The organism is Pradoshia sp. Z6_59 (assembly GCF_058267515.1).
In genome coordinates, this window is the sequence record NZ_JBZCPP010000005.1 from 99,532 (window position 1) to 119,643 (window position 20,112).

The following is a 20,112-nucleotide window of genomic DNA, read 5'->3' on the forward strand; positions in this document are numbered from 1 at the left end:
GGAATATTTGTGATAAAATGTAAGCAGAAAAATATATATCTGTGACAGATCAGGATGGTGAGGGAATGGAAACAATCGCTGAAAAGCATGTAAATCTGTATAAAGAGAGTCAGCGAGATAAAGGGCGCTTGCTAATTAGCTGTCCGGATAAAAAAGGAATTGTGGCAGCTGTATCTGATGTCTTGTTTAAACAAGGCGCTAACATCCTGGAATCAAATCAATATTCAACAGACAGTAATGGCGGTACATTTTTTATGAGGATTGAATTCGAATGTCCTGATCTGGCTAAAAACGAGAAGAAACTAAAAGAAGAATTTCTTTCAATAGCGAATAAGTTTAAGATGAAGTGGGATATAGTTTTTAACTATCACATAAAGAAAACGGCCATATTTGTTTCAAAGGAGCTTCATTGTTTAAGAGAGCTGCTATGGGAGTGGCAATCAGGGGATTTATTGACAGAGATTCCAATCGTAATCAGTAACCATCTGGCTGCTAAAGAGCTGGTAGAATCGCTGCACATCCCTTATTACTACATACCTGTGTCAAAGGAAACAAAGGATGATGCGGAGAAAAAGCAGAAGGAACTACTCGATAAACATCAAATCGATTTGATCGTGTTAGCGCGCTATATGCAAATTCTTTCGCCAAGCTTTGTTGAAATGTATAAGAATAAAATCATTAATATTCATCACTCCTTTCTGCCGGCGTTTATGGGAGCACGGCCGTATGAAAGAGCGTTTGCTCGTGGGGTTAAATTGATTGGAGCAACCAGTCATTATGTAACGGATGATTTGGATGAAGGACCCATCATTGAACAGGATATTATGCGGGTTAATCATCAGGATAATGTCCAGCAATTGAAGAAAATAGGACAATCTATTGAAAGAAATGTGCTAAGCAAGGCTGTGAAATGGCACTTGCAGGATAAGATTATTGTTCAGGGGAATAAAACAATTGTTTTTTAGGCTAATCATATAAATGAGTGAAAATTAGTGGAAAACTAGGGGACCAAAATGGAAGCGGATAAAAAAAGTAAAGTGATAGAAGCAGCTAAACTTTATTATTTACTGGATTATACACAGAATGAAATTGCAAAAAAACTCGGTGTTTCAAGGCCTACAGTTTCACGTATGCTGCAAACGGCTAAAAGAGAAGGGATTGTCCAAATTAAAATAGATGATATGGAAGAAAATTTGGAGAATCTAGAGGTTAAACTTAAGGAAAAATATAAGTTGAAAAAGGTAGTAGTAACACCTGTACCGCAATATGAGGATCACATTATTAAAACTTCCATCGGATTAAAGGCTGCAGAATATCTTGATACAATCGTCAAGGATGAGGACATCATAGGAGTAACGTGGGGAACGACTATCTATCATGTAGCAGTGGAGTTGAAGAAAAAGGCAGTAAATAATGTGAAGATTGTGCAGCTTAAAGGTGGAATCAGCCATTCCGAGACGCATACGTATGTATCGGAAATTCTTTATTTATTCGGGAAGGCTTTCCATACTACACCATTTCATTTACCTTTACCGGCGATCGTCGATCAGGTAGTTGTTAAACAAGCAATGATGGCAGATAGACATATTAAAGGCATCATTGATACTGGAAAAGAGGCCAATATTGCATTATTCACGTGTGGGCCGGTTAAACCAGAGTCACTGCTCTTTAAACTTGGGTATTTTACGGAAGAAGACTTGGAGATGCTTTATTCCAAGGCTGTGGGTGATATTTGCTCACGCTTTTTTGACTCAAAAGGGAATATATGTAACAACTCATTGAACCAACGTACATTGGGAATCGAACTCGAGGAGCTGAAGGTAAAAGAATATTCAATATTGGTTGCCGGTGGCATCCAAAAGGTAGATTCTATTCATGCGGCTCTAAAGGGGCAATTCGCCAATGTATTAATCACCGATCAATATACGGCAAGGTTTATTTTGGATAAATAAATATATCAACTATATATGAATATGGTTCTAACCTCCTGTTTATCCTAATAGGGGGTTTTTGGTGTTAAAAATTGGATAAAGGGGTCAATAAGGATACGCCTACAAAATGTTTTACATTTGTTCATACTTTAATGTTACTTTTGTTCAATTAATATGGTATAGTTAGTTTTGTAAGTGCTACCAATATTTTCACTTACATGGTTATTCCAAGTAATGGTGGCTATTTTACGATAATTCAAAAATGAGGTGTAAAATCATGAGGATGGTTGACGTTATTGAAAAGAAACGTAACGGTCATGAGTTGAATAAAAGTGAAATCCAGTTTGTTATTGAAGGATTTACGAATGGAAGTATACCCGATTATCAAATGTCAGCATTTGCTATGGCGATTTATTTTCAAGGTATGACTCAAGAAGAAAGAGTTAACCTAACTGAGCTAATGGTTGAATCAGGAGATCAAATTGATCTTTCACAAATAAATGGCGTAAAAGTAGACAAGCATAGCACTGGTGGTGTTGGTGACACAACTACACTTGTGTTGGCACCTTTAGTAGCGGCACTTGGAGTACCGGTTGCGAAAATGTCCGGACGTGGTCTGGGTCATACAGGCGGAACCATTGATAAGCTGGAAGCTGTTCCAGGATTTCATGTAGAAATTTCAAATGAGGATTTTATTAATCTTGTAAATAAAAATAAAATCGCTGTTATTGGACAAAGTGGTGACTTAACACCAGCTGACAAAAAGTTATACGCATTACGTGATGTAACAGCTACAGTAGATTCTATTCCTCTAATTGCAAGCTCCATCATGAGCAAGAAAATTGCAGCTGGAGCAGATGCTATTGTCCTGGATGTTAAAACAGGCGATGGCGCATTCATGAAAAACCTTGATGATGCAAAAGAATTGGCAAGAGCAATGGTTGATATCGGGAATGGAGTTGGCAGAAATACAAAAGCTATCATTTCAGACATGAGTCAACCACTTGGATTTGCAGTTGGTAATGCATTGGAAATCAAAGAAGCTATCGACACGTTAGTAGGTAAAGGTCCAGCTGATTTACATGAACTATGCTTAACATTGGGAAGCCATATGGTTATACTAGCTGGTAAAGCTGAGACAACTGAAGAGGCACGTGGCATGCTTGAGGAAGTTATGCATAATGGAAAAGCACTTGAAGTATTCAAAACATTCCTTGCTTCACAGGGCGGAGATGCATCTGTGATAGATGATCCATCCAAACTTCCAACGGCTAAATACCTTATTGAAGTCCCTGCAAAGTCTTCTGGATATGTTGCTGGTATTCAGGCGGAGGAAATTGGTGTTGCTGCCATGATGCTTGGAGCAGGCCGTGCTACGAAAGAATCTGTAATTGACTTGGCTGTTGGAATTGTTTTGAATAAAAAAGTTGGCGATGAAGTTGCGGAAGGCGAATCACTTGTAACTGTACATTCCAACTCAGAAGAAATCGCGAATGTATTGGAAAAAATCTATGGAGCATACAACATCAGTGCTGAAAAAGTACAAGCTCCAACATTAATTTATACAGAAATTCATTAATATAAGTTTTTGGAAGGCAGGAATTAAGACATGACTACAAAATTAACATCTTTAATCGACCATACGTTATTAAAAGCGGATGCTAGAGAAGAACAAGTAACGACAATTGTTGAAGAGGCAAAGGAATATAAATTTGCATCTGTATGTGTAAATCCAACATGGGTAAAAAAATGTGCAGAAATGCTAAAAGATACACCGGAAGTAAAAGTATGTACAGTAATTGGTTTCCCTCTTGGAGCGAATACACCTGAAGTAAAAGCGTTTGAAACGACTAATGCAATCGAAAATGGTGCAGACGAAGTCGATATGGTAATCAATATCGGTGCTATGAAGGATGGCCGTTATGACGAGGTTGAGGCTGATATTAAAGCTGTAGTTGATGCAGCAAAAGGTAAAGCATTAGTAAAAGTGATCATCGAAACATGCCTATTAACAAAAGAAGAAATTGAGAAAGCATGTCAGCTGGCTGTTTCTGCTGGTACAGATTTTGTTAAAACATCAACTGGATTTTCTACAGGCGGTGCAACAGTGGAAGACATCGCTCTAATGAGAAAAACAGTTGGAGCAGAAATTGGCGTTAAAGCTTCCGGCGGCGTTAGAAGTCTTGAGGATGCTAAAGCAATGACAGAAGCTGGTGCTACACGTATTGGTGCAAGCTCTGGGGTCTCTATTGCAAAAGGCGAAACAGCAAACTCAGACTATTAATTAAAGAAGAAGTATGTGGGAGGTTCCCTAATGGATAAAAACAGTTTAATTCACGAAGCAATCGAAGCACGTAAACAGGCATATACACCTTATTCTAAATTTAAGGTGGGAGCAGCTGTCTTAACTACAAGTGGACGTGTTTTCCGTGGATGTAATATCGAAAATGCATCATACGGCCTGACAAATTGTGCTGAACGCACAGCCATATTTAAAGCTGTTTCAGAAGGTGAACCAAAAGTAGAGGCAATTGCTATTGTTGCTGATACGGAAGGTCCGGTTTCACCATGTGGAGCTTGCCGACAAGTAATAGCTGAGTTTAGTGATAACAATACAAAAGTCTATCTATCCAACTTGAAGGGTGATTTGTTGGAAACTTCAATTGCAGAATTACTGCCAGGATTTTTTAAATCGACGGACATGGGGAAATAAAGTGAAACTAATGCCTCGGTGGGGTCCCACCGGCCAATAGTTGAACGGGATAATTTAAATCATTAACCAACAGCAGTGTTCGGCTCCAATCTCTAAACAGTAGTATTGGAGCCGGATTCTGTAAAGTGGAATGGGTTTTTTAGTTAAGGTGTACGTAAAACAATCTAAACATCTTAGTGGAGGAATTATGAGATATTTAATTTCAATCATCGGGTTACTTGCAGTGGTAGGATTGGCTTTGTTAGTGAGTTCAAACAGAAAACAAATCAAATATAAATATATTGGGTTAATGGTTGTTATTCAGATTGCATTAGCAGCTTTGTTATTAAATACTAAATTCGGCTTTGTTTTAATCCAGGGGATTGCCACTGTATTTGGATACTTACTGGAATTTGCAGAAGCAGGGATATCATTTGTATTTGGCGGAATGGCAAATGAAGGAGAAGCACCATTTTTCCTCACAGTTCTATTGCCAATTGTTTTTATATCCGTATTAATCGGAATATTACAGCACTTCAAAATACTTCCTTTTATTATGAAGGGAATTGGCCTTCTGTTAAGTAAAGTGAACGGAATGGGTAAACTTGAGTCATACAATGCAGTTGCCTCAGCTATGGTCGGACAATCAGAGGTATTCATAACGGTGAAAAAACAATTAGGGCAGTTACCGCCTCACCGTTTATATACTTTATGTGCATCGGCTATGTCTACAGTTTCAATGTCGATTGTCGGCGCATATATGACAATGATCGATCCAAAATATGTCGTAACCGCTTTAGTGGTCAATCTATTTGGTGGATTTATTATTGCTTCACTGATCAATCCTTATGAAGTCGATGATAAAGATGATATTCTCGTTGTAGCAGAAGAGGGCGAAAAACAAACCTTTTTCGAGATGATTGGCGAATATATCATGGATGGCTTTAAAGTCGCAGTTACCGTAGGTGCCATGCTAATTGGTTTCGTGGCATTAATGGCGTGTATAGATGCCTTGTTTGATATGACTATTGGTGTATCCTTCCAACAAATACTTGGATATATCTTTGCACCATTTGCCTTCATAATGGGTGTACCATGGTCTGAAGCAGTATCCGCAGGTGGAATTATGGCTACTAAACTAGTAACTAATGAGTTTGTTGCAATGATCAGCCTGACAGAAATAGCTAATACGTTTAGTGAACGTACTCTAGGAATTATCTCTGTATTCCTTGTTTCCTTTGCAAACTTCTCCTCAATCGGAATTATATCCGGTGCCGTGAAAGGTCTACATGAAAAGCAAGGAAATGTTGTAGCACGTTTTGGTTTAAAATTACTCTTTGGAGCTACGCTTGTAAGCGTATTATCCGGTATCATTGTAGGGTTGGTTCTCTAATCATATAAGTTAGAAAAAAGCAGATTCGAGTGCGAATCTGCTTTTTTTTTGATAGGTTTTGAAATTTTGAAGTTTACAGTACTAAGAAATTATCCCCTTAACTGCTTTATACGTAAAGAAGTGAGACCAGATGTCTTGCTAATACTGGAAGCTATTGTGTATTGAGCAGCATAATAAGTTGACATGATTAAAAAATGCGAGTATGGAACATCAGATATAAACATATTCCATGATAATATAGTGTCAGAAATGACGAAGAGTAAGCTGCCGATTATCGCATACATATTCCCGGTCATGAAGGCTGCCCATGCCATAAAAGAAATAGCGCCAATATAGATAACAACAGGAATAATCAACCCATCATTTCCCGCATCTTGAAGAGCATTTATAAGTTTATTGCCGATGATTAGGTCAAATGTAAGGAGCGGGATAATGGATAAAAGGCGGATTTTAGAGAAATTCCATCTCTTTAGAAAACCTGCAATATAAATGAGATGTCCAATCAGAAAGAAGCTTAGCCCAATTATAAACCAGTGAAGCAGTCCATCGCCGAGCATACAAAAAAACAGGCCGGTAAGGATGAGTCCTTTATTTTTGTGTCCTTCAGCAGGTTTTTGAAGATAGGCAAAGTAGATAATTAACCACATTGGTATTAGCTTGAATAGCATTTTGATTCCAAACGGCTCAGCTGGAATGAAAAAAATATAGATAATACTCATTGCTAAAATGAGAAGAGTAAGTAATTTAACCTTCATGTAATTCCCTCCTTCCTGTGAATGTAACATAAAGTATTTGATGGAGAAAGCGGAAAATCCTTCATTTTGCTTAGTATTAGTTTTGAGAGGAAGGCAGTTTTCGATATACTGTAAGTAGAAAAGATTAAAAGAGAGTATGTGAAATATAGATGAATTCAAGTAATAAGGAAATAATTTGTGAAGTAAAACCAAGAGATAGCAAAAAATTAAGAAATGGATTTCCGCTTATTTTAAAGGAGGCTATTGTGTCTCCTCAAAAACTGCAGGAGGAAGGTCAAATTCTTAAGCTTGTTGATGATTCAGGTCGTTTTGTTGCCAAAGGATATTTTGGAAAGCAGAACAAAGGATATGGCTGGGTATTAACAAGACAGGAAAATGAATCTATTAACCAAGCTTTCTTTGATGAAAAAATCCGAAAGGCTCTGGATAAGCGAGCGCACTATTTCGAACAGGAAGATACGACAGCTTTCCGTGTATTTAATAGTGAGGGTGACGGAATTGGCGGTCTCATTATCGATTTTTATGATGGTTACTTTGTCATTCAATGGTACAGCCAAGGGATTTACTCATTTAAAGAATATGTTTTAGAGTCTTTACGCAGATTAACAGATTTTAAAGGAATCTATGAAAAAAAACGCTTCGATACAAAAGGAAAATACATTGAAGATGATGATTTCGTTGAGGGACAAGAAGGTGAGTTTCCGATCATCGTAAAGGAAAATGGCGTAAACTTCGCAGTCAATCTAAATGATGGTGCTATGGTAGGTGTTTTCTTAGATCAGCGTGATGTACGCAAAACAATCCGGGACCAATATGCTAAAGGAAAAACAGTTGTAAATATGTTTTCTTATACGGGAGCGTTTTCTGTGTTTGCGTCATTAGGTGGAGCGAAAAAGACGACCAGTGTGGATCTTGCCAATAGAAGCCGGGCGAAAACGATCGAACAGTTCAGTGTAAATGGCATTGATTATGAAGCACAGGATATCATTGTAGAGGATGTATTTAAGTATTTTAAATATGCACGCAGAAAAGAGTTAAAGTTTGATATGGTTATTCTCGACCCGCCAAGCTTTGCCAAGTCGAAGAAATTTACCTTCAGTGCAGCTAAGGATTATACAAATCTACTGAAGGAATCAATCGCAATCACGGAAAAAGGTGGTCTGATTGTTGCTTCAACAAACTGCAGTCTGTTTGGAATGGATAAATTTAAATCCTTTATCGATAGTGCATGTAAGGAAATGCATCAGAAATATAAAATTGTTGAAGAATTTTCATTGCCTGATGATTTTAGAACAATCAATGAATACCCAGAAGGTAATTACTTAAAAGTAGTGTTTATCCAATTAGGAAGATAATAAAAATGGCCTCGTAATGAATATACGAGGCCTTCTTTTTAGAAAAATAAAGCTCCGAGAGCAAAGCCGGTAATAAGGCCAAGTCCAACTGGATAGCCCCATCCTCCGCCCCATCCCCAATAGCCATAGCCGTACTGTCCGCCATGCGGCTTAATCCATACATGACTTCTAGTGACTCGTGTAATTGTCCCGGCATGAACACGATTATGACGGTCAGTTATGCGAACATTTCTACCAATATGTTTATTGCAAAGATTGTAATAGTTCATTCACCTGATGCCCCTTTCAAATAATGTCTTCTTTGTATTGTATTGATAGATGGACAACTTGACTGTTTGTTTACCTATAATTCCAATAAAAATCCGATGCTAAGCCAAGAACCAAAAAAAAGAAGAGGCATACAATGTGTAAAACACTGACAGAGGTGGATGATGACCACATTTACGTATATGGATTTATTATCTAAGCTTGGAATTGGAGGAGCTCATCCGGGAGGGCTAAGGGCAACAGAAATTATGCTGAAGGGTGAGCCTATTAATCAAGACACCGTCATTCTTGATGCGGGCTGTGGTACGGGACAAACCGGTGCTTATTTGTATAATACGTATCATGCGAACATCATAGCGCTCGATGCCCATCCGCTCATGATTCAGAAAGCGAAAAACAGGTTTTTGCAATTGCAATTACCTATACAGACAGTAGAGGCTTCATTGGAAGCCATCCCAATGGATGAGGGATCTGTTCATTATTGTCTGGCTGAATCCGTTCTATCCTTTGTTGATATAGTGCCAGTACTTAGAGAATTAAAAAGAGTATTAAAGCCTGATGGTGTTTTGTATGCCATAGAACTGACCATGCAAGGACCTCTTTCTGAAATAGAACAAAAACAGATTGGACAGTTTTATGGATTTCAACAGATGTGGAACGAGGATAGATGGAAAGATGCTATGAAAAAGGCTGGGTTTGCGGACGTACAAATTAGAAAGTTGCCCTCCTTTTATGATGATTATGATCCTCTGACAGAATTTCAGCCATCAGAGGATATACCTGATGCTTTATTTGAATTACTGGAACAGCATGAAAGGTTTTTGCATCAATATCGTGAAGCAATGGGCTATCGGATAATTCGTGCACAAAAATAAGGTTCTAGCAGCCCCTGATTTTATAAGCAGATTGTTTCATAGAAGAAAGAGGCTGGGACATAAGTATTTCAGTCAATGATAAATCCGACCTATTAGGTGATATTTTAATAAATATTTCGCCTAATAGATCGGATTTTTATTTGTTTTCAATAGATTGGTTACTTCTGTATACCTATATTAAACTTAGTGGAATGGAGCGGAAGCCACCGACTCCTGCGGGAAATAGAGGAAAGGCTGAGACCTGAGCAAGGCGCAGCCGAGGAGGCTAAAGCCTTACTCCCCGCGGAAAGCGAGTGGCTGCAGCGTAATGGAACGAACTTTTCTTCCAACTTAAATCTTTAAGTAACAAAGTCGATAAATTAGATATCGTTCGTCTTTTCTGGATTGTTTATAAGTTATGTCCCATCCTTTTTCTATGACATGTGATTTTTAAGGATAAGAGTAATGGGACTTATAGCAATAGAAAAAACAGCAGATAAACTTCTTTCACATAGGAAGTTTGTCTGCTGTTTTTTTAATTCACTGAAATCATAAGAAGATATTACGCTTTAGCTGTTTTACTAAGTGAGTTTTGCAGCCAATTTTTACCCTCAACTAGACGAGCTACGAGCATCGCACATACTGTGTTTCCGGTTGAGTTCAACAAGGTTGCAGGAATATCAATAATTGTGCTGATTACAGCGATAATTGGCAGCACCTCTGGTGAGAAACCAAATACAGAAAGAATGAGCATTTCTCCTATCATACCGCCGCCAGGAATCGCCCCCATGACAGCTCCGACAAGGAAGGAAACAGCAAGAATACTTAAAATGCTTGATACGCTTGTCATATCTTTGCCGAAGAGGCTGAATAGGAAGACAATCTTCAAAACCCCTCCAAAGACAGATCCATCTTTATGTGTATTGGCACCAAGAGGAATGACTGTCTCAGCAATATCGTCTGGAACTCCGATTCTCTTAGTAGCTTCCAGGTTGATAGGTATACAAGCAGCGCTTGAGCATGTTGCTATAGCAGTTACGGATGGAGGAAGGGCATTCTTCCAAAATACATTGATACCATTTTTGCCTGCTGCTATATAAGCATATAAAGTAAAGAAACCAAAGAAGTAGATGATACTTAAAATCATATACAGAGCAAATGAACGGGCATATCCTTCAAGAATTTGCGGCCCAAGCTCCCCAATAATTGTGGCAAAATAACAGCCTAATCCGATAGGGGCATAGTACATGATAATTTTGACAACCTTCATTAATACTTCAGTTGCTGAGCTCATCAATTGTGCAACAGGCCGACCTTTTTCCCCAGCCATAGCTGTAGCCAATCCAACTAATACGGAAAATACGATTAATTGTAATATATGATTTTTGGATAAGAGCTCTGAGAAATCACTTACTGTAAAAGTATTAACTAACTGGCCCAGGAAAGAAATTTCTTCTGTGTCAACCACTTCAGTGTTTGACATTAATTCCTTAATGGATGATACATCGGAATCGCCAATTGGATTCATAAAAGTTGTACCGATGAAGCCGAGTACAGCCGCAATAAGAGCGGTTGTGAAGAATACGATGACAATACTGCCCATGATTTTCCCGAGACGCTTCATTTCACTCATATTTGCAATAGCGGAGGTGATACTGAAAAATACAAGCGGAACGATAATCATGAATAATAGGTTCAGAAATAAATCTCCGAATGGTTTAATAACTGCTATATCGGGACCGATAAGATATCCCGCTACCCCACCAATCGCAATCGCCAGCAGTAAGATGATGGAACCTTTATAATTCAAAAAAACTTGTTTCACTATTTTCACTGCCTCTCAAATAATTAGTACTTTAAGCATACTTGACTATTTTACCACGTTCTATGAAAATATTGCTTAAAACATGGTAAAAAGTGCTCTTAAACAGGAGGAATATCATATCATGCATGAATTCAATAGATGGCAATCAGAGAGAAGGGGAATCCTAAATCAGGAAATAAAAGTCTTTCACATTAAGGACCAAATTGTGAATGAATTCGAATATCATTATCATGATTTTAATAAAATCATCATCTTTATTAAAGGAAACGTCACTTACATGATAGAAGGAAAAGCTTATAAACTGAAGCCATGGGATTTGCTCATCATAGGGCATGGACAAATCCATAAGCCTATTATCGACCCAACAGAAGAATATGAGCGTTTTATCATTTGGTTCGACCCAGCTATGGTTTCCAAGCATAGCAGAGAAAATAGCAATTTGTTGATGTGTTTTAATTTGGCTGCCCGCCGTGAAATTAATCTAATGCGGATTTCGGATAAGCCGCTTGAAAAAATTAAAAGCATTGTTCAGGAATTAATAGAGACTGAACGGGAGGCTGCTTTTGGAGACGATATTTTAAAATCAGCTCTGTTAATGCAATTGCTGATTATTCTTAATCGTATTTTTATCCATGATGAAGCAACAACACATTCACAGGATATCCTTTTTGATAAAAATATAACAGACGTCCTAACGTATATTAATCAACATTTAAATGAGGATCTCTCGGTACCTGTATTAGCTTCTAAATGTTATTTAAGTAAGTATCATTTAATGAGAAAGTTTAAATCCTATACAGGGTACACGTTACATCAGTATATCCTGCAGAAGAGATTATATCTGGCAAAATCGATGCTCTCGAAGGGAGAATCGATGACACATATTTCCCAAAGTGCAGGTTTTAATGATTACTCAACCTTTGTAAGGGCCTTTAAAAAGGAATTTGGGCTGTCACCGAGGGAGTATTTAAAAGCAAACAATTATGAGTAATAATCATGATTCCAATTCAAAATCAACATGACAAAGGACCGTGTATGACCACGGTCCTTCAGTGTTTATAGCCTTAGATTTTAAAGGAACTCTTCAGAGATACAATTAAGTTGAAGATTAAATGTTCAGCTGTTGTATCTTTAGGATCAACATTAAAGTACCCATGACGGAAGAATTGGAATTTCTCATTTGGTTGAACATCCTTCATATTTGGTTCAACAAAGCCGTTTTCTATAATTAAAGAGTTAGGGTTTACATGATCAAGGAAGCTTCCGTCTTCCTCTGCTTCTTCATCAAGAATAAGCGGCTCATATAAGCGGAATTCAGCTGGAATAGCTTGTGTAGCTTCAACCCAGTGAATAGTTCCCTTTACTTTACGTCCAGTGAAACCAGTTCCACTCTTTGTTTCAGGGTCATAGGTACAACGAAGCTCGATCACATTGCCTTCCTCATCTTTAATAACTTCTTCACATTTGATGAAGTAAGCATGCTTCAGACGCACTTCATTTCCAGGGAATAGTCGGAAATATTTTTTTGGAGGATTTTCCATGAAATCCTCTTGCTCAATATAGATTTCTCTTGAGAAAGGAATTTGGCGAGTTCCCATCTCAGGATTTTCTGGATTGATTTCTGCATCAAGCATTTCAACTTGTCCTTCCGGATAGTTGGTGATAACCACCTTTAATGGTTTTAAGATTCCCATCGTTCTTGGTGCTTTTAATTTCAAATCTTCTCTTACGAAGTGCTCGAGCATTTTCTCATCCACTATTCCGCTTGTTTTAGCGACACCAATTTCTCGGCAGAAATTACGAATTGCTTCTGGAGTATAGCCTCTTCTTCGCAGACCGGAAATAGTAGGCATTCTTGGGTCGTCCCAACCATCTACAAAGCCTTCCTCAACCAATTGTTTTAGCTTACGTTTACTCATAACTGTATTTGTTAAATTTAAACGTCCAAACTCATACTGCCTTGGTGTGCTTTCCATCTCACATTCTTTAATAACCCAGTCGTAAAGAGGACGCTGGTCTTCAAATTCCAACGTACAAATGGAGTGAGTGACGCCCTCAATAGCATCCTCAATTGGATGGGCGAAAGCATACATAGGATAGATACACCATTTATCACCAGTGTTATGGTGAGTTGCATGAGCGATTCGGTAAATAACCGGGTCACGCAAATTAATGTTTGGTGAACTCATATCAATTTTGGCACGAAGTACCTTTTCACCATTGGCAAATTCGCCATCGCGCATACGTTTAAATAGCTCCAAATTCTCTTCTACAGAACGATTACGGTAGGGACTCTCTTTACCTGGTTCAGTTAAAGAACCGCGATATTCACGAATTTCGTCTGCGGTTAAATCGTCCACATAGGCCAATCCTTTTTCAATTAAAAGAATTGCGCGATTATACATTTCTTCAAAGTAATCAGAGGCAAAGAAGAGGTTGTCCCAATCAAATCCAAGCCATTTGACATCTTCTTTAATAGATTCAACATACTCCGTATCTTCTTTCAACGGATTTGTATCATCAAAACGTAGATTTGTTTTTCCTTTAAATTCATCAGCAAGTTCAAAATTTAAAACGATAGATTTTGCATGTCCAATATGCAAATAACCGTTTGGTTCAGGAGGGAAACGAGTAATAATTTGATCTGTTTTACCTGATTTTATATCATCAATAACGATGTTACGAATAAAATTTGACGTATTGTGCTCCACCATCTTCAACCTCTTTCGCATAAACTAGTAGTTTCATTCTAATGGAAATAATCACATGTCGCAAGAAGCCTAAAAATAATTACATTTTCACTATTTGTGCGTTCTTCTAATATAGTAATTTTATTGTTTATATGTAGTATAACTGTATTTCCTCCTGCCAATACATCATAATGCTTAAAAATATAGCCCGGAGCAAGCCATCCGGACTATAATCATTCATTTTATTTGTTGTTTATGTGGAGACATCTGTAATGGAAGTAGGAGTATAGTTGACAATTTCGAGCACAATTGGACTTCCAGCCAGAATAGACCCCGCTTCAGGAACGGTAATCACTACACTTCCTGCACCTGTAGCACCCGGTGTATAGACATAAATTCCATCCATTTGGAGTACCCCATTTATAAATAATTGAGTGGCAGCATTATCTGGATTTAATGCAGGCAAGCCTGCTGGCGTATTTCCGGCATCATCAAAAAATTCAGCAGTATCAATCGTAAGTGTAGCACCCCCGGCAACATCACCTGTTACGACTGTAAAATACCGTGTAGATACAGGAGATACCGCAGTGGTAGTTGTAGCATCAATTGCCAATTTCATAATTACTAAAGGCAAAATAAACACTCCTTTCTAACAGGTAATGCAAAATATCTTTATTCACTAAACTTTTAACCCATGTGTATATATATGAAAAAGGAATAAAAAGGTTTAATGAAATTGTCCTCATGGGATAAGTGAGCAACCATTTTGAGGTGAGGAGATAACGAGGGAAGTGAAGCTAATGAGAAAAACGGATATCGATTGTTATAGTTATACCGCATCCTTGCCAAAGCCATTACTTATGCATCCAATGTTGGAGACAGAGACATATAGGTATAAAATTCCGAAAAAGGTCGAGTTATATGAATTTTATATGTATGCTAAAGAAAACCAGCGTGTTTTCTCTTACTGTGATCAGGTGAACGAGTATCGAGATAGCAAAATCCCTTCACCAGAGGACGTATCATATACGAATCTATTTATTAATGGAGTTCTGCAGCCGGCTAAAAATTATAAAGTGGTAAAAGATAAATTAATACTTAAAACAGTTGATTTACCGTTGGAAAAAACCATTTTAATTCTTCAAATGGTTAAGGTTTAAAAATCTAAAATAAAAATGGCTTTGTAAGGAGAGACCTCTTTATTATTTAGAGGGGCCTCTCCTTTATTGATAATCATCGTTTGGCATATGTATAATAAGAATCATACAAGTATGTGTTTAGTTAGGAGAAATTAATGAATACAAATGATTCAATCGTCAATGAGTTAATAAATGGATTAAAAAAACAATGGGAGTTATCCGGGTTTAAAGAAGCAACTACAGTCCAGAAGGAGACCTTTGGCCCTATATATGAAGGAAATGATGTTTTGGCAGAGTCACCAACTGGAACAGGAAAGACACTTGCTTATGTTCTGCCAATCTTAAATAAAATAAAAGCAGACGAACAAAAGGTACAGGCTGTTATTCTTGCCCCTTCAAGAGAGCTTGTTATGCAAATTTTTGAAGTTGTACAAGCATGGGCGAAAGAAACAGGCATTACGGCTGCTTCGTTTATCGGTGGTGCTAATCCAAAGCGTCAATTGGAAAAGCTGAAAAAGCATCCGCATATTGTCATTGGAACACCAGGCAGACTAGAAGAACTGATTAAGCAGAAAAAACTAAAAATGCATGAAGTGAAAACAATTGTGCTGGATGAAGGGGACCAGCTCATGATTCCTGAGCATTTGCCAACTGTTGGGACAATCATTAAAAGTACAATGAGAGACCGTCAGATCGTTTTGTTTTCAGCTACTTTGCCGGCTGGGTTAGAGGAAGAAGCCGAACAATGGATGAATGACCCTGTTAAAGTACGGGTTAAAAAGGAAGATACCGTTCAATCAAAGGTGGATCATATTTATTTTGTCACCGAGGCGCGCGATAAAATCAATATTCTTGAAAAATTGGTGAAAATGCCTGAAATGCGTGCATTGGTGTTTGGAAAGGACATCGGTAATCTGGATGTGATGGCTTCAAAGCTTCGTTTCAAGGGAGTAGATTTAGGAGTTATTCATGGCGATTCCAAGAAAATGGAAAGAGAAGCGGCTATACGTGAGTTTCGTAGGCAGGAGTCAACTATATTACTTGCTACAGATGTGGCAGCAAGAGGCTTGGACATTAAAGGGCTGCCATATGTAATCCATGTGGATTTCCCTGAAACGATTGCTCAATATGTGCATCGTTCAGGTAGGACTGGGCGCCAGGGAGAAAGTGGAACGGTTATTTCAATTGTAACGGCTCGGGAAGAACGTGAATTAAAGAAATACGCTCGTGAACTGCATATTGAAGTTCAGAAAAAGGAACTGTTTAAAGGTAAAATTGTAGATCAGAGACCTGTATATAATCAAAATTCAAAGTCTATAAAGAAGAAACCAAATCCTAAAAGATATAAAAAATAAAGAATGAATTGGGCTGGCTCTTATTGGAGTTCAGCCTTTTTATTATAGGAAAAGAGGTATGTATAAATAATCAAAGGTGGTAAAAACTAGGGGCAGAAAATAAAGAAGGAGTGAAAGGTATAATGAAAAAATTGTCTCTCTTTGTGATAATGGTCTGTGTTTTGAGCTTTACCTCCATAGGTATTTCCAATGACGTCGTACATGCGGCAGAAAATGGCGATAATCAAACAAAGCCAACTTTAACGGAGCAGCAGAAAGCAGAACTTGCTGCGATGCATAAAGAAGTAATGGAAAAGGAAAAGGCTATTGTTGAAAAGTATGTAGAATTCGGTGTAATGTCTAAGCAGAATGCTGATATGTTAAAGAATCATATGGATAAAAGATTTGAAAGGATACAGGCAAACGGATATATTCCTCCACATCCTTTTGGAGGTACCCACCCTGGTAAGCCTCCGCATGAAAACAGTCCTGGGACTGAATCTAACGAATAACAAAGCATGGATAACCTCTAAGGAATAGGAATTCTTTAGAGGTATTTTTATTTTTCCAGTAAGTTAAAAAAAGAATAGGGCACGTTAAAAATTGCTTTCTACCCTACTATTCAATTTCACTTAGATGTAATAAATTGCAGATAAATTTTAGAATTTTTAAATTTATGCTTTCATAAGTTAATGTATCGGTTATAATGAGAATGTACTTTTATGCAACCGATTGCACACCAGTAGAAGCCTATATATAATCAATTAAATAAATAATCGAGGCAAGATGGAAAGGGGCATTATATGAAAAGGCTGTTCTCAATAGATCCGTGGAAAGTTATTGAAGAAGAGTTACATAAAGAAGACTTTAGACTTGCTGAAAGTATGACAAGTCTTGGAAACGGTCATATGGGCTTAAGAGGTAATTTTGAAGAAACCTATACAGGTGATAGTCATAAAGGGACCTATGTAGCAGGCGTATGGTTTCCGGATAAAACCAGGGTTGGTTGGTGGAAAAATGGTTATCCCGATTACTTTGGTAAAGTGATTAATACCATTAATTTTATTGGAATCCGTGTGTTCATTGGTGAGGAGGAAATTGACCTTAATAAAGTGGAAGTGAGTAATTACCGTCGTGAACTCGATATGAAAAATGGTGTTCTTACGAGATCCTTTACGGTCTCACAAGCTGGTAAAGAAACAGCTGTTGAGGTAGTTCGCTATTTATCAATTGCAGAGAAGCAACTAGCGGTGATTAAGTATGCGGTTACACCAATAAACCATGATAGTGTGATTACCTTTATTCCTTATCTAGATGGTGAAGTCCGTAATGAAGATTCCAATTATGAAGAAGACTTCTGGAATTTTATTTCTTCCAGCTCATCTGAGCTCATAGGTAATTTGGTTATGCAAACAAATGAAAACCCTTTTGGAACAGATAGATTTACAGTCTCTGCGACGATGGGTCTTGAAATCAATGGCAACACAGCGGATATCAAGCCGTTCCAACACGAAGAATATGTAGATAATAAAATTGAAGTTCCAACTGAAGAAGGTAAGACGGTTACGTTAACTAAATATGTGGCTATCACAACAGACCGTGATCATGCTTCAGAATTTTTAAGTGAAAAGGGTCTGGAAATTGTTAATACAGCTATGCAACAAGGCTATGAAGCTTGCTTAAAGGCACATTGCGATCGATGGGCAGAGCGCTGGGAGTTAGCGGACGTCCAAATTGATGGAGATATTGAAGCGCAGCAGGGAATCCGTTTTAATTTATTTCAGCTGTTTTCAACCTATTATGGAGAAGATGCCAGATTAAACATCGGACCTAAGGGATTCACAGGCGAGAAATATGGTGGTGCAACGTATTGGGATACTGAAGCATATGCGATTCCATTATATTTGGCAACAGCTCAGCCTGAAGTGGCTCGCAATCTTTTAATCTATCGTCATAACCAGCTCGAAGGAGCCTATCTCAATGCTGAGAGACAGGGGTTAAAAGGGGCACTATATCCAATGGTCACTTTCACAGGAGTGGAGTGCCATAATGAGTGGGAAATTACCTTTGAAGAAATCCACCGTAATGCAGCTATTGCCTATGCTATTTATAATTATGTGAATTATACAGGGGATAAGAGTTACCTTAACGAATATGGCATAGATGTACTGGTCGGGATTTCACGCTTCTGGGCAGACCGTGTCCATTACAATAAAATGAAAGAGCAATATATGATTCATGGAGTAACCGGTCCAAATGAATACGAAAATAATGTCAATAATAACTGGTATACGAATACAATGGCAGCCTGGACTTTACGTTACACCCTTGAAGTTATTGGATATTTGAAAGAGAATGGGCATGAAGCGAGATTTTCAGATTTATATATGACAGATGATGAATTAAATAAATGGCAGGATATCATTGATAAAATGTATTATCCATATGATGAGGAGAATCAAGTGTTTATTCAGCATGATACATTTATGGATAAAGATTTAATGCCTGCTTCGCAATTAAAGCCAGAAGACCGCCCGCTAAATCAGAAATGGTCCTGGGATAAAATTCTGCGCAGCTGCTTTATCAAGCAAGCGGATGTCCTGCAGGGAATTTATTTCTTGAATAATGAATATACAACTGAGGAAAAACGTCGAAACTTTGATTTCTATGAGCCAATGACCGTTCATGAATCTTCTCTGTCTCCATGTATTCATGCAATACTTGCTGCTGAACTAGGACTGGAAGATAAAGCGTATGAAATGTATACCAGAACAGCAAGGCTTGATCTGGATGACTATAACAATGACACGGAGGATGGCCTTCATATTACAAGTATGACAGGTTCCTGGTTAGGGATTGTACAAGGTTTTGCCGGCATGAAAACATTTAATGAGGAGCTGTCGTTTGCGCCATTTATTCCGGCAGCATGGGATCGCTATAGCTTTAATATCAATTACAGAGATCATCATTTAACTATTGAAGTGAATAAAAACGAAGTGAGTATTTCACAAACTGGCCTGGCTATGAAACTAAAGGTTTACGGCAGTGAATGTGAGTTACCTGCGGATGGTGTAGTAAATATACCGCTTATGAAGGAGGACACGGTCGCGTGAGTAAGGAATTGAAGGCGTTTATCTTTGATTTGGATGGTGTTATTACGGATACAGCAGAATATCATTATCTTGCCTGGAAACAGCTTGCCAGTGAGTTGGGAATTGAGTTTACCAGAGCGGATAATGAAAGATTAAAGGGAATTTCTCGAATGGAATCCCTTGAAATCATTCTGGAAATTGGGAATAAGCAATCTTCCTATACGGTTGAAGAAAAAGAAAAACTGGCTGCGCAGAAAAATGAGCATTATATGGAGCTAATCAAGCAAATTACACCAAATGATATTTTACCTGGCATTAAACAGCTGTTGCTTGATATAAAAGCTGCCGGCTATAAGCTGGGTCTTGCTTCTGTTAGCAAAAACGCGCCGGCTGTGATGAACTCCTTACAGCTCAGTGACCAGTTTGATTATATGGTTGATGCGCATACAATTAAGAGAGGTAAACCGGATCCGGAGATTTTCTTAAAAGCCGCTGAAAAGCTAGGTGTCCCTGCTGATGAATGCATTGGGATTGAGGACGCAGAAGCAGGAGTTAAAGCCATTAAGAGTGCTGGCATGTTTGCGGTCGGAATAGGCTCTAAAGAACAACTGGCTAAAGCGGATCTCCTATACAGCAATACATCTTATCTATCGCTGGATGAATTAATAAAGGAATATCAAAACTAAGCAATTTGAGTGCGTCCCAATTTTGGGGCGCTTTTTTTAACTCTTTTTATTCCTAAGTAACAATTAAATACTTCCTCGTTAGCCTGTATTCTAAAAGAT

19 protein-coding genes are annotated in these 20,112 nt (G+C 38.0%); 14 read left to right on the top strand and 5 right to left on the bottom strand.

Annotated elements, in window-relative coordinates; all coding sequences use genetic code 11:
* Positions 1-65: 65 nt before the first annotated feature.
* From purU to AC4D4B_RS07200, 6 genes are all read left to right on the top strand, one after another.
* A complete protein-coding gene (gene purU / locus AC4D4B_RS07175; RefSeq protein ID WP_490999537.1) occupies positions 66-965 on the top strand; it encodes a formyltetrahydrofolate deformylase in 900 nt (299 codons plus the stop codon).
* Positions 966-1,013: 48 nt separating this feature from the next.
* Positions 1,014-1,952 (top strand): DNA-binding transcriptional repressor DeoR, encoded by a 939-nt coding sequence (gene deoR / locus AC4D4B_RS07180; RefSeq protein ID WP_490995119.1) that lies wholly within the window; start codon positions 1,014-1,016, stop codon positions 1,950-1,952.
* A 256-nt stretch (positions 1,953-2,208) separates the two neighbouring features.
* Entirely contained in the window at positions 2,209-3,510 is a 1,302-nt protein-coding gene (locus tag AC4D4B_RS07185; protein WP_490995118.1) for a pyrimidine-nucleoside phosphorylase, read from the top strand.
* A 30-nt stretch (positions 3,511-3,540) separates the two neighbouring features.
* Positions 3,541-4,215, top strand: coding sequence for a deoxyribose-phosphate aldolase (gene deoC / locus AC4D4B_RS07190; protein WP_066109538.1), 675 nt, complete (start codon positions 3,541-3,543; stop codon positions 4,213-4,215).
* A gap of 30 nt (positions 4,216-4,245) precedes the next feature.
* Positions 4,246-4,644 (top strand): cytidine deaminase, encoded by a 399-nt coding sequence (locus AC4D4B_RS07195; protein WP_490995117.1) that lies wholly within the window; start codon positions 4,246-4,248, stop codon positions 4,642-4,644.
* A gap of 187 nt (positions 4,645-4,831) precedes the next feature.
* Positions 4,832-6,016, top strand: coding sequence for a NupC/NupG family nucleoside CNT transporter (locus AC4D4B_RS07200; protein ID WP_490995116.1), 1,185 nt, complete (start codon positions 4,832-4,834; stop codon positions 6,014-6,016).
* A gap of 89 nt (positions 6,017-6,105) precedes the next feature.
* On the opposite strand, the gene AC4D4B_RS07205 is transcribed toward AC4D4B_RS07200, so the two are convergent.
* Positions 6,106-6,771, bottom strand: coding sequence for a lysoplasmalogenase (locus AC4D4B_RS07205; RefSeq protein WP_490995115.1), 666 nt, complete (start codon positions 6,769-6,771; stop codon positions 6,106-6,108).
* A gap of 149 nt (positions 6,772-6,920) precedes the next feature.
* On the opposite strand from AC4D4B_RS07205, the gene AC4D4B_RS07210 reads away from it, so the two are divergent.
* A complete protein-coding gene (locus AC4D4B_RS07210; protein ID WP_490995114.1) occupies positions 6,921-8,126 on the top strand; it encodes a class I SAM-dependent rRNA methyltransferase in 1,206 nt (401 codons plus the stop codon).
* 38 nt (positions 8,127-8,164) lie between these two features.
* On the opposite strand, the gene AC4D4B_RS07215 is transcribed toward AC4D4B_RS07210, so the two are convergent.
* The gene (locus AC4D4B_RS07215) at positions 8,165-8,395 is read right to left on the bottom strand and encodes a hypothetical protein (RefSeq protein WP_490995113.1); all 231 of its coding nucleotides are present in this window, start codon (positions 8,393-8,395) and stop codon (positions 8,165-8,167) included.
* A 159-nt stretch (positions 8,396-8,554) separates the two neighbouring features.
* On the opposite strand from AC4D4B_RS07215, the gene AC4D4B_RS07220 reads away from it, so the two are divergent.
* Entirely contained in the window at positions 8,555-9,268 is a 714-nt protein-coding gene (locus AC4D4B_RS07220) for a class I SAM-dependent methyltransferase (RefSeq protein ID WP_490999538.1), read from the top strand.
* Between the two features lie 541 nt (positions 9,269-9,809).
* Here the strand turns inward: AC4D4B_RS07220 and AC4D4B_RS07225 are convergent.
* Positions 9,810-11,075 carry a dicarboxylate/amino acid:cation symporter gene (locus AC4D4B_RS07225; RefSeq protein WP_490995207.1) on the bottom strand — a complete coding sequence of 422 codons (1,266 nt, stop codon included), beginning with the start codon at positions 11,073-11,075 and terminating at the stop codon, positions 9,810-9,812.
* A 118-nt stretch (positions 11,076-11,193) separates the two neighbouring features.
* Between AC4D4B_RS07225 and AC4D4B_RS07230 the strand changes: the two genes are divergently transcribed.
* Positions 11,194-12,063 carry an AraC family transcriptional regulator gene (locus AC4D4B_RS07230; protein ID WP_490999539.1) on the top strand — a complete coding sequence of 290 codons (870 nt, stop codon included), beginning with the start codon at positions 11,194-11,196 and terminating at the stop codon, positions 12,061-12,063.
* Positions 12,064-12,136: 73 nt separating this feature from the next.
* Here AC4D4B_RS07230 and AC4D4B_RS07235 read toward each other — a convergent pair whose 3' ends face one another.
* A complete protein-coding gene (locus AC4D4B_RS07235) occupies positions 12,137-13,786 on the bottom strand; it encodes a glutamine--tRNA ligase/YqeY domain fusion protein (protein ID WP_490995110.1) in 1,650 nt (549 codons plus the stop codon).
* 229 nt (positions 13,787-14,015) lie between these two features.
* Entirely contained in the window at positions 14,016-14,396 is a 381-nt protein-coding gene (locus AC4D4B_RS07240; protein ID WP_490999540.1) for a DUF4183 domain-containing protein, read from the bottom strand.
* Positions 14,397-14,562: 166 nt separating this feature from the next.
* Here AC4D4B_RS07240 and AC4D4B_RS07245 point away from each other — a divergent pair, with 166 nt between their 5' ends.
* From AC4D4B_RS07245 to pgmB, 5 genes are all read left to right on the top strand, one after another.
* On the top strand, positions 14,563-14,922 hold the full coding sequence (locus AC4D4B_RS07245; RefSeq protein WP_490995108.1) for a DUF4183 domain-containing protein: 360 nt from the start codon (positions 14,563-14,565) through the stop codon (positions 14,920-14,922).
* 134 nt (positions 14,923-15,056) lie between these two features.
* Positions 15,057-16,256 carry a DEAD/DEAH box helicase gene (locus AC4D4B_RS07250; RefSeq protein WP_490995107.1) on the top strand — a complete coding sequence of 400 codons (1,200 nt, stop codon included), beginning with the start codon at positions 15,057-15,059 and terminating at the stop codon, positions 16,254-16,256.
* 122 nt (positions 16,257-16,378) lie between these two features.
* Entirely contained in the window at positions 16,379-16,747 is a 369-nt protein-coding gene (locus AC4D4B_RS07255; RefSeq protein ID WP_490995106.1) for a YckD family protein, read from the top strand.
* A 291-nt stretch (positions 16,748-17,038) separates the two neighbouring features.
* Complete coding sequence (locus tag AC4D4B_RS07260; RefSeq protein ID WP_490999541.1) at positions 17,039-19,348, top strand: glycoside hydrolase family 65 protein; 2,310 nt, start codon at positions 17,039-17,041, stop codon at positions 19,346-19,348.
* Positions 19,345-20,013: a beta-phosphoglucomutase gene (gene pgmB, locus AC4D4B_RS07265; protein ID WP_490995104.1), complete on the top strand. Its 669-nt coding sequence runs from the start codon at positions 19,345-19,347 to the stop codon at positions 20,011-20,013. The genes AC4D4B_RS07260 and pgmB overlap by 4 nt, the downstream gene beginning before the upstream one ends.
* Positions 20,014-20,112: the final 99 nt, after the last annotated feature.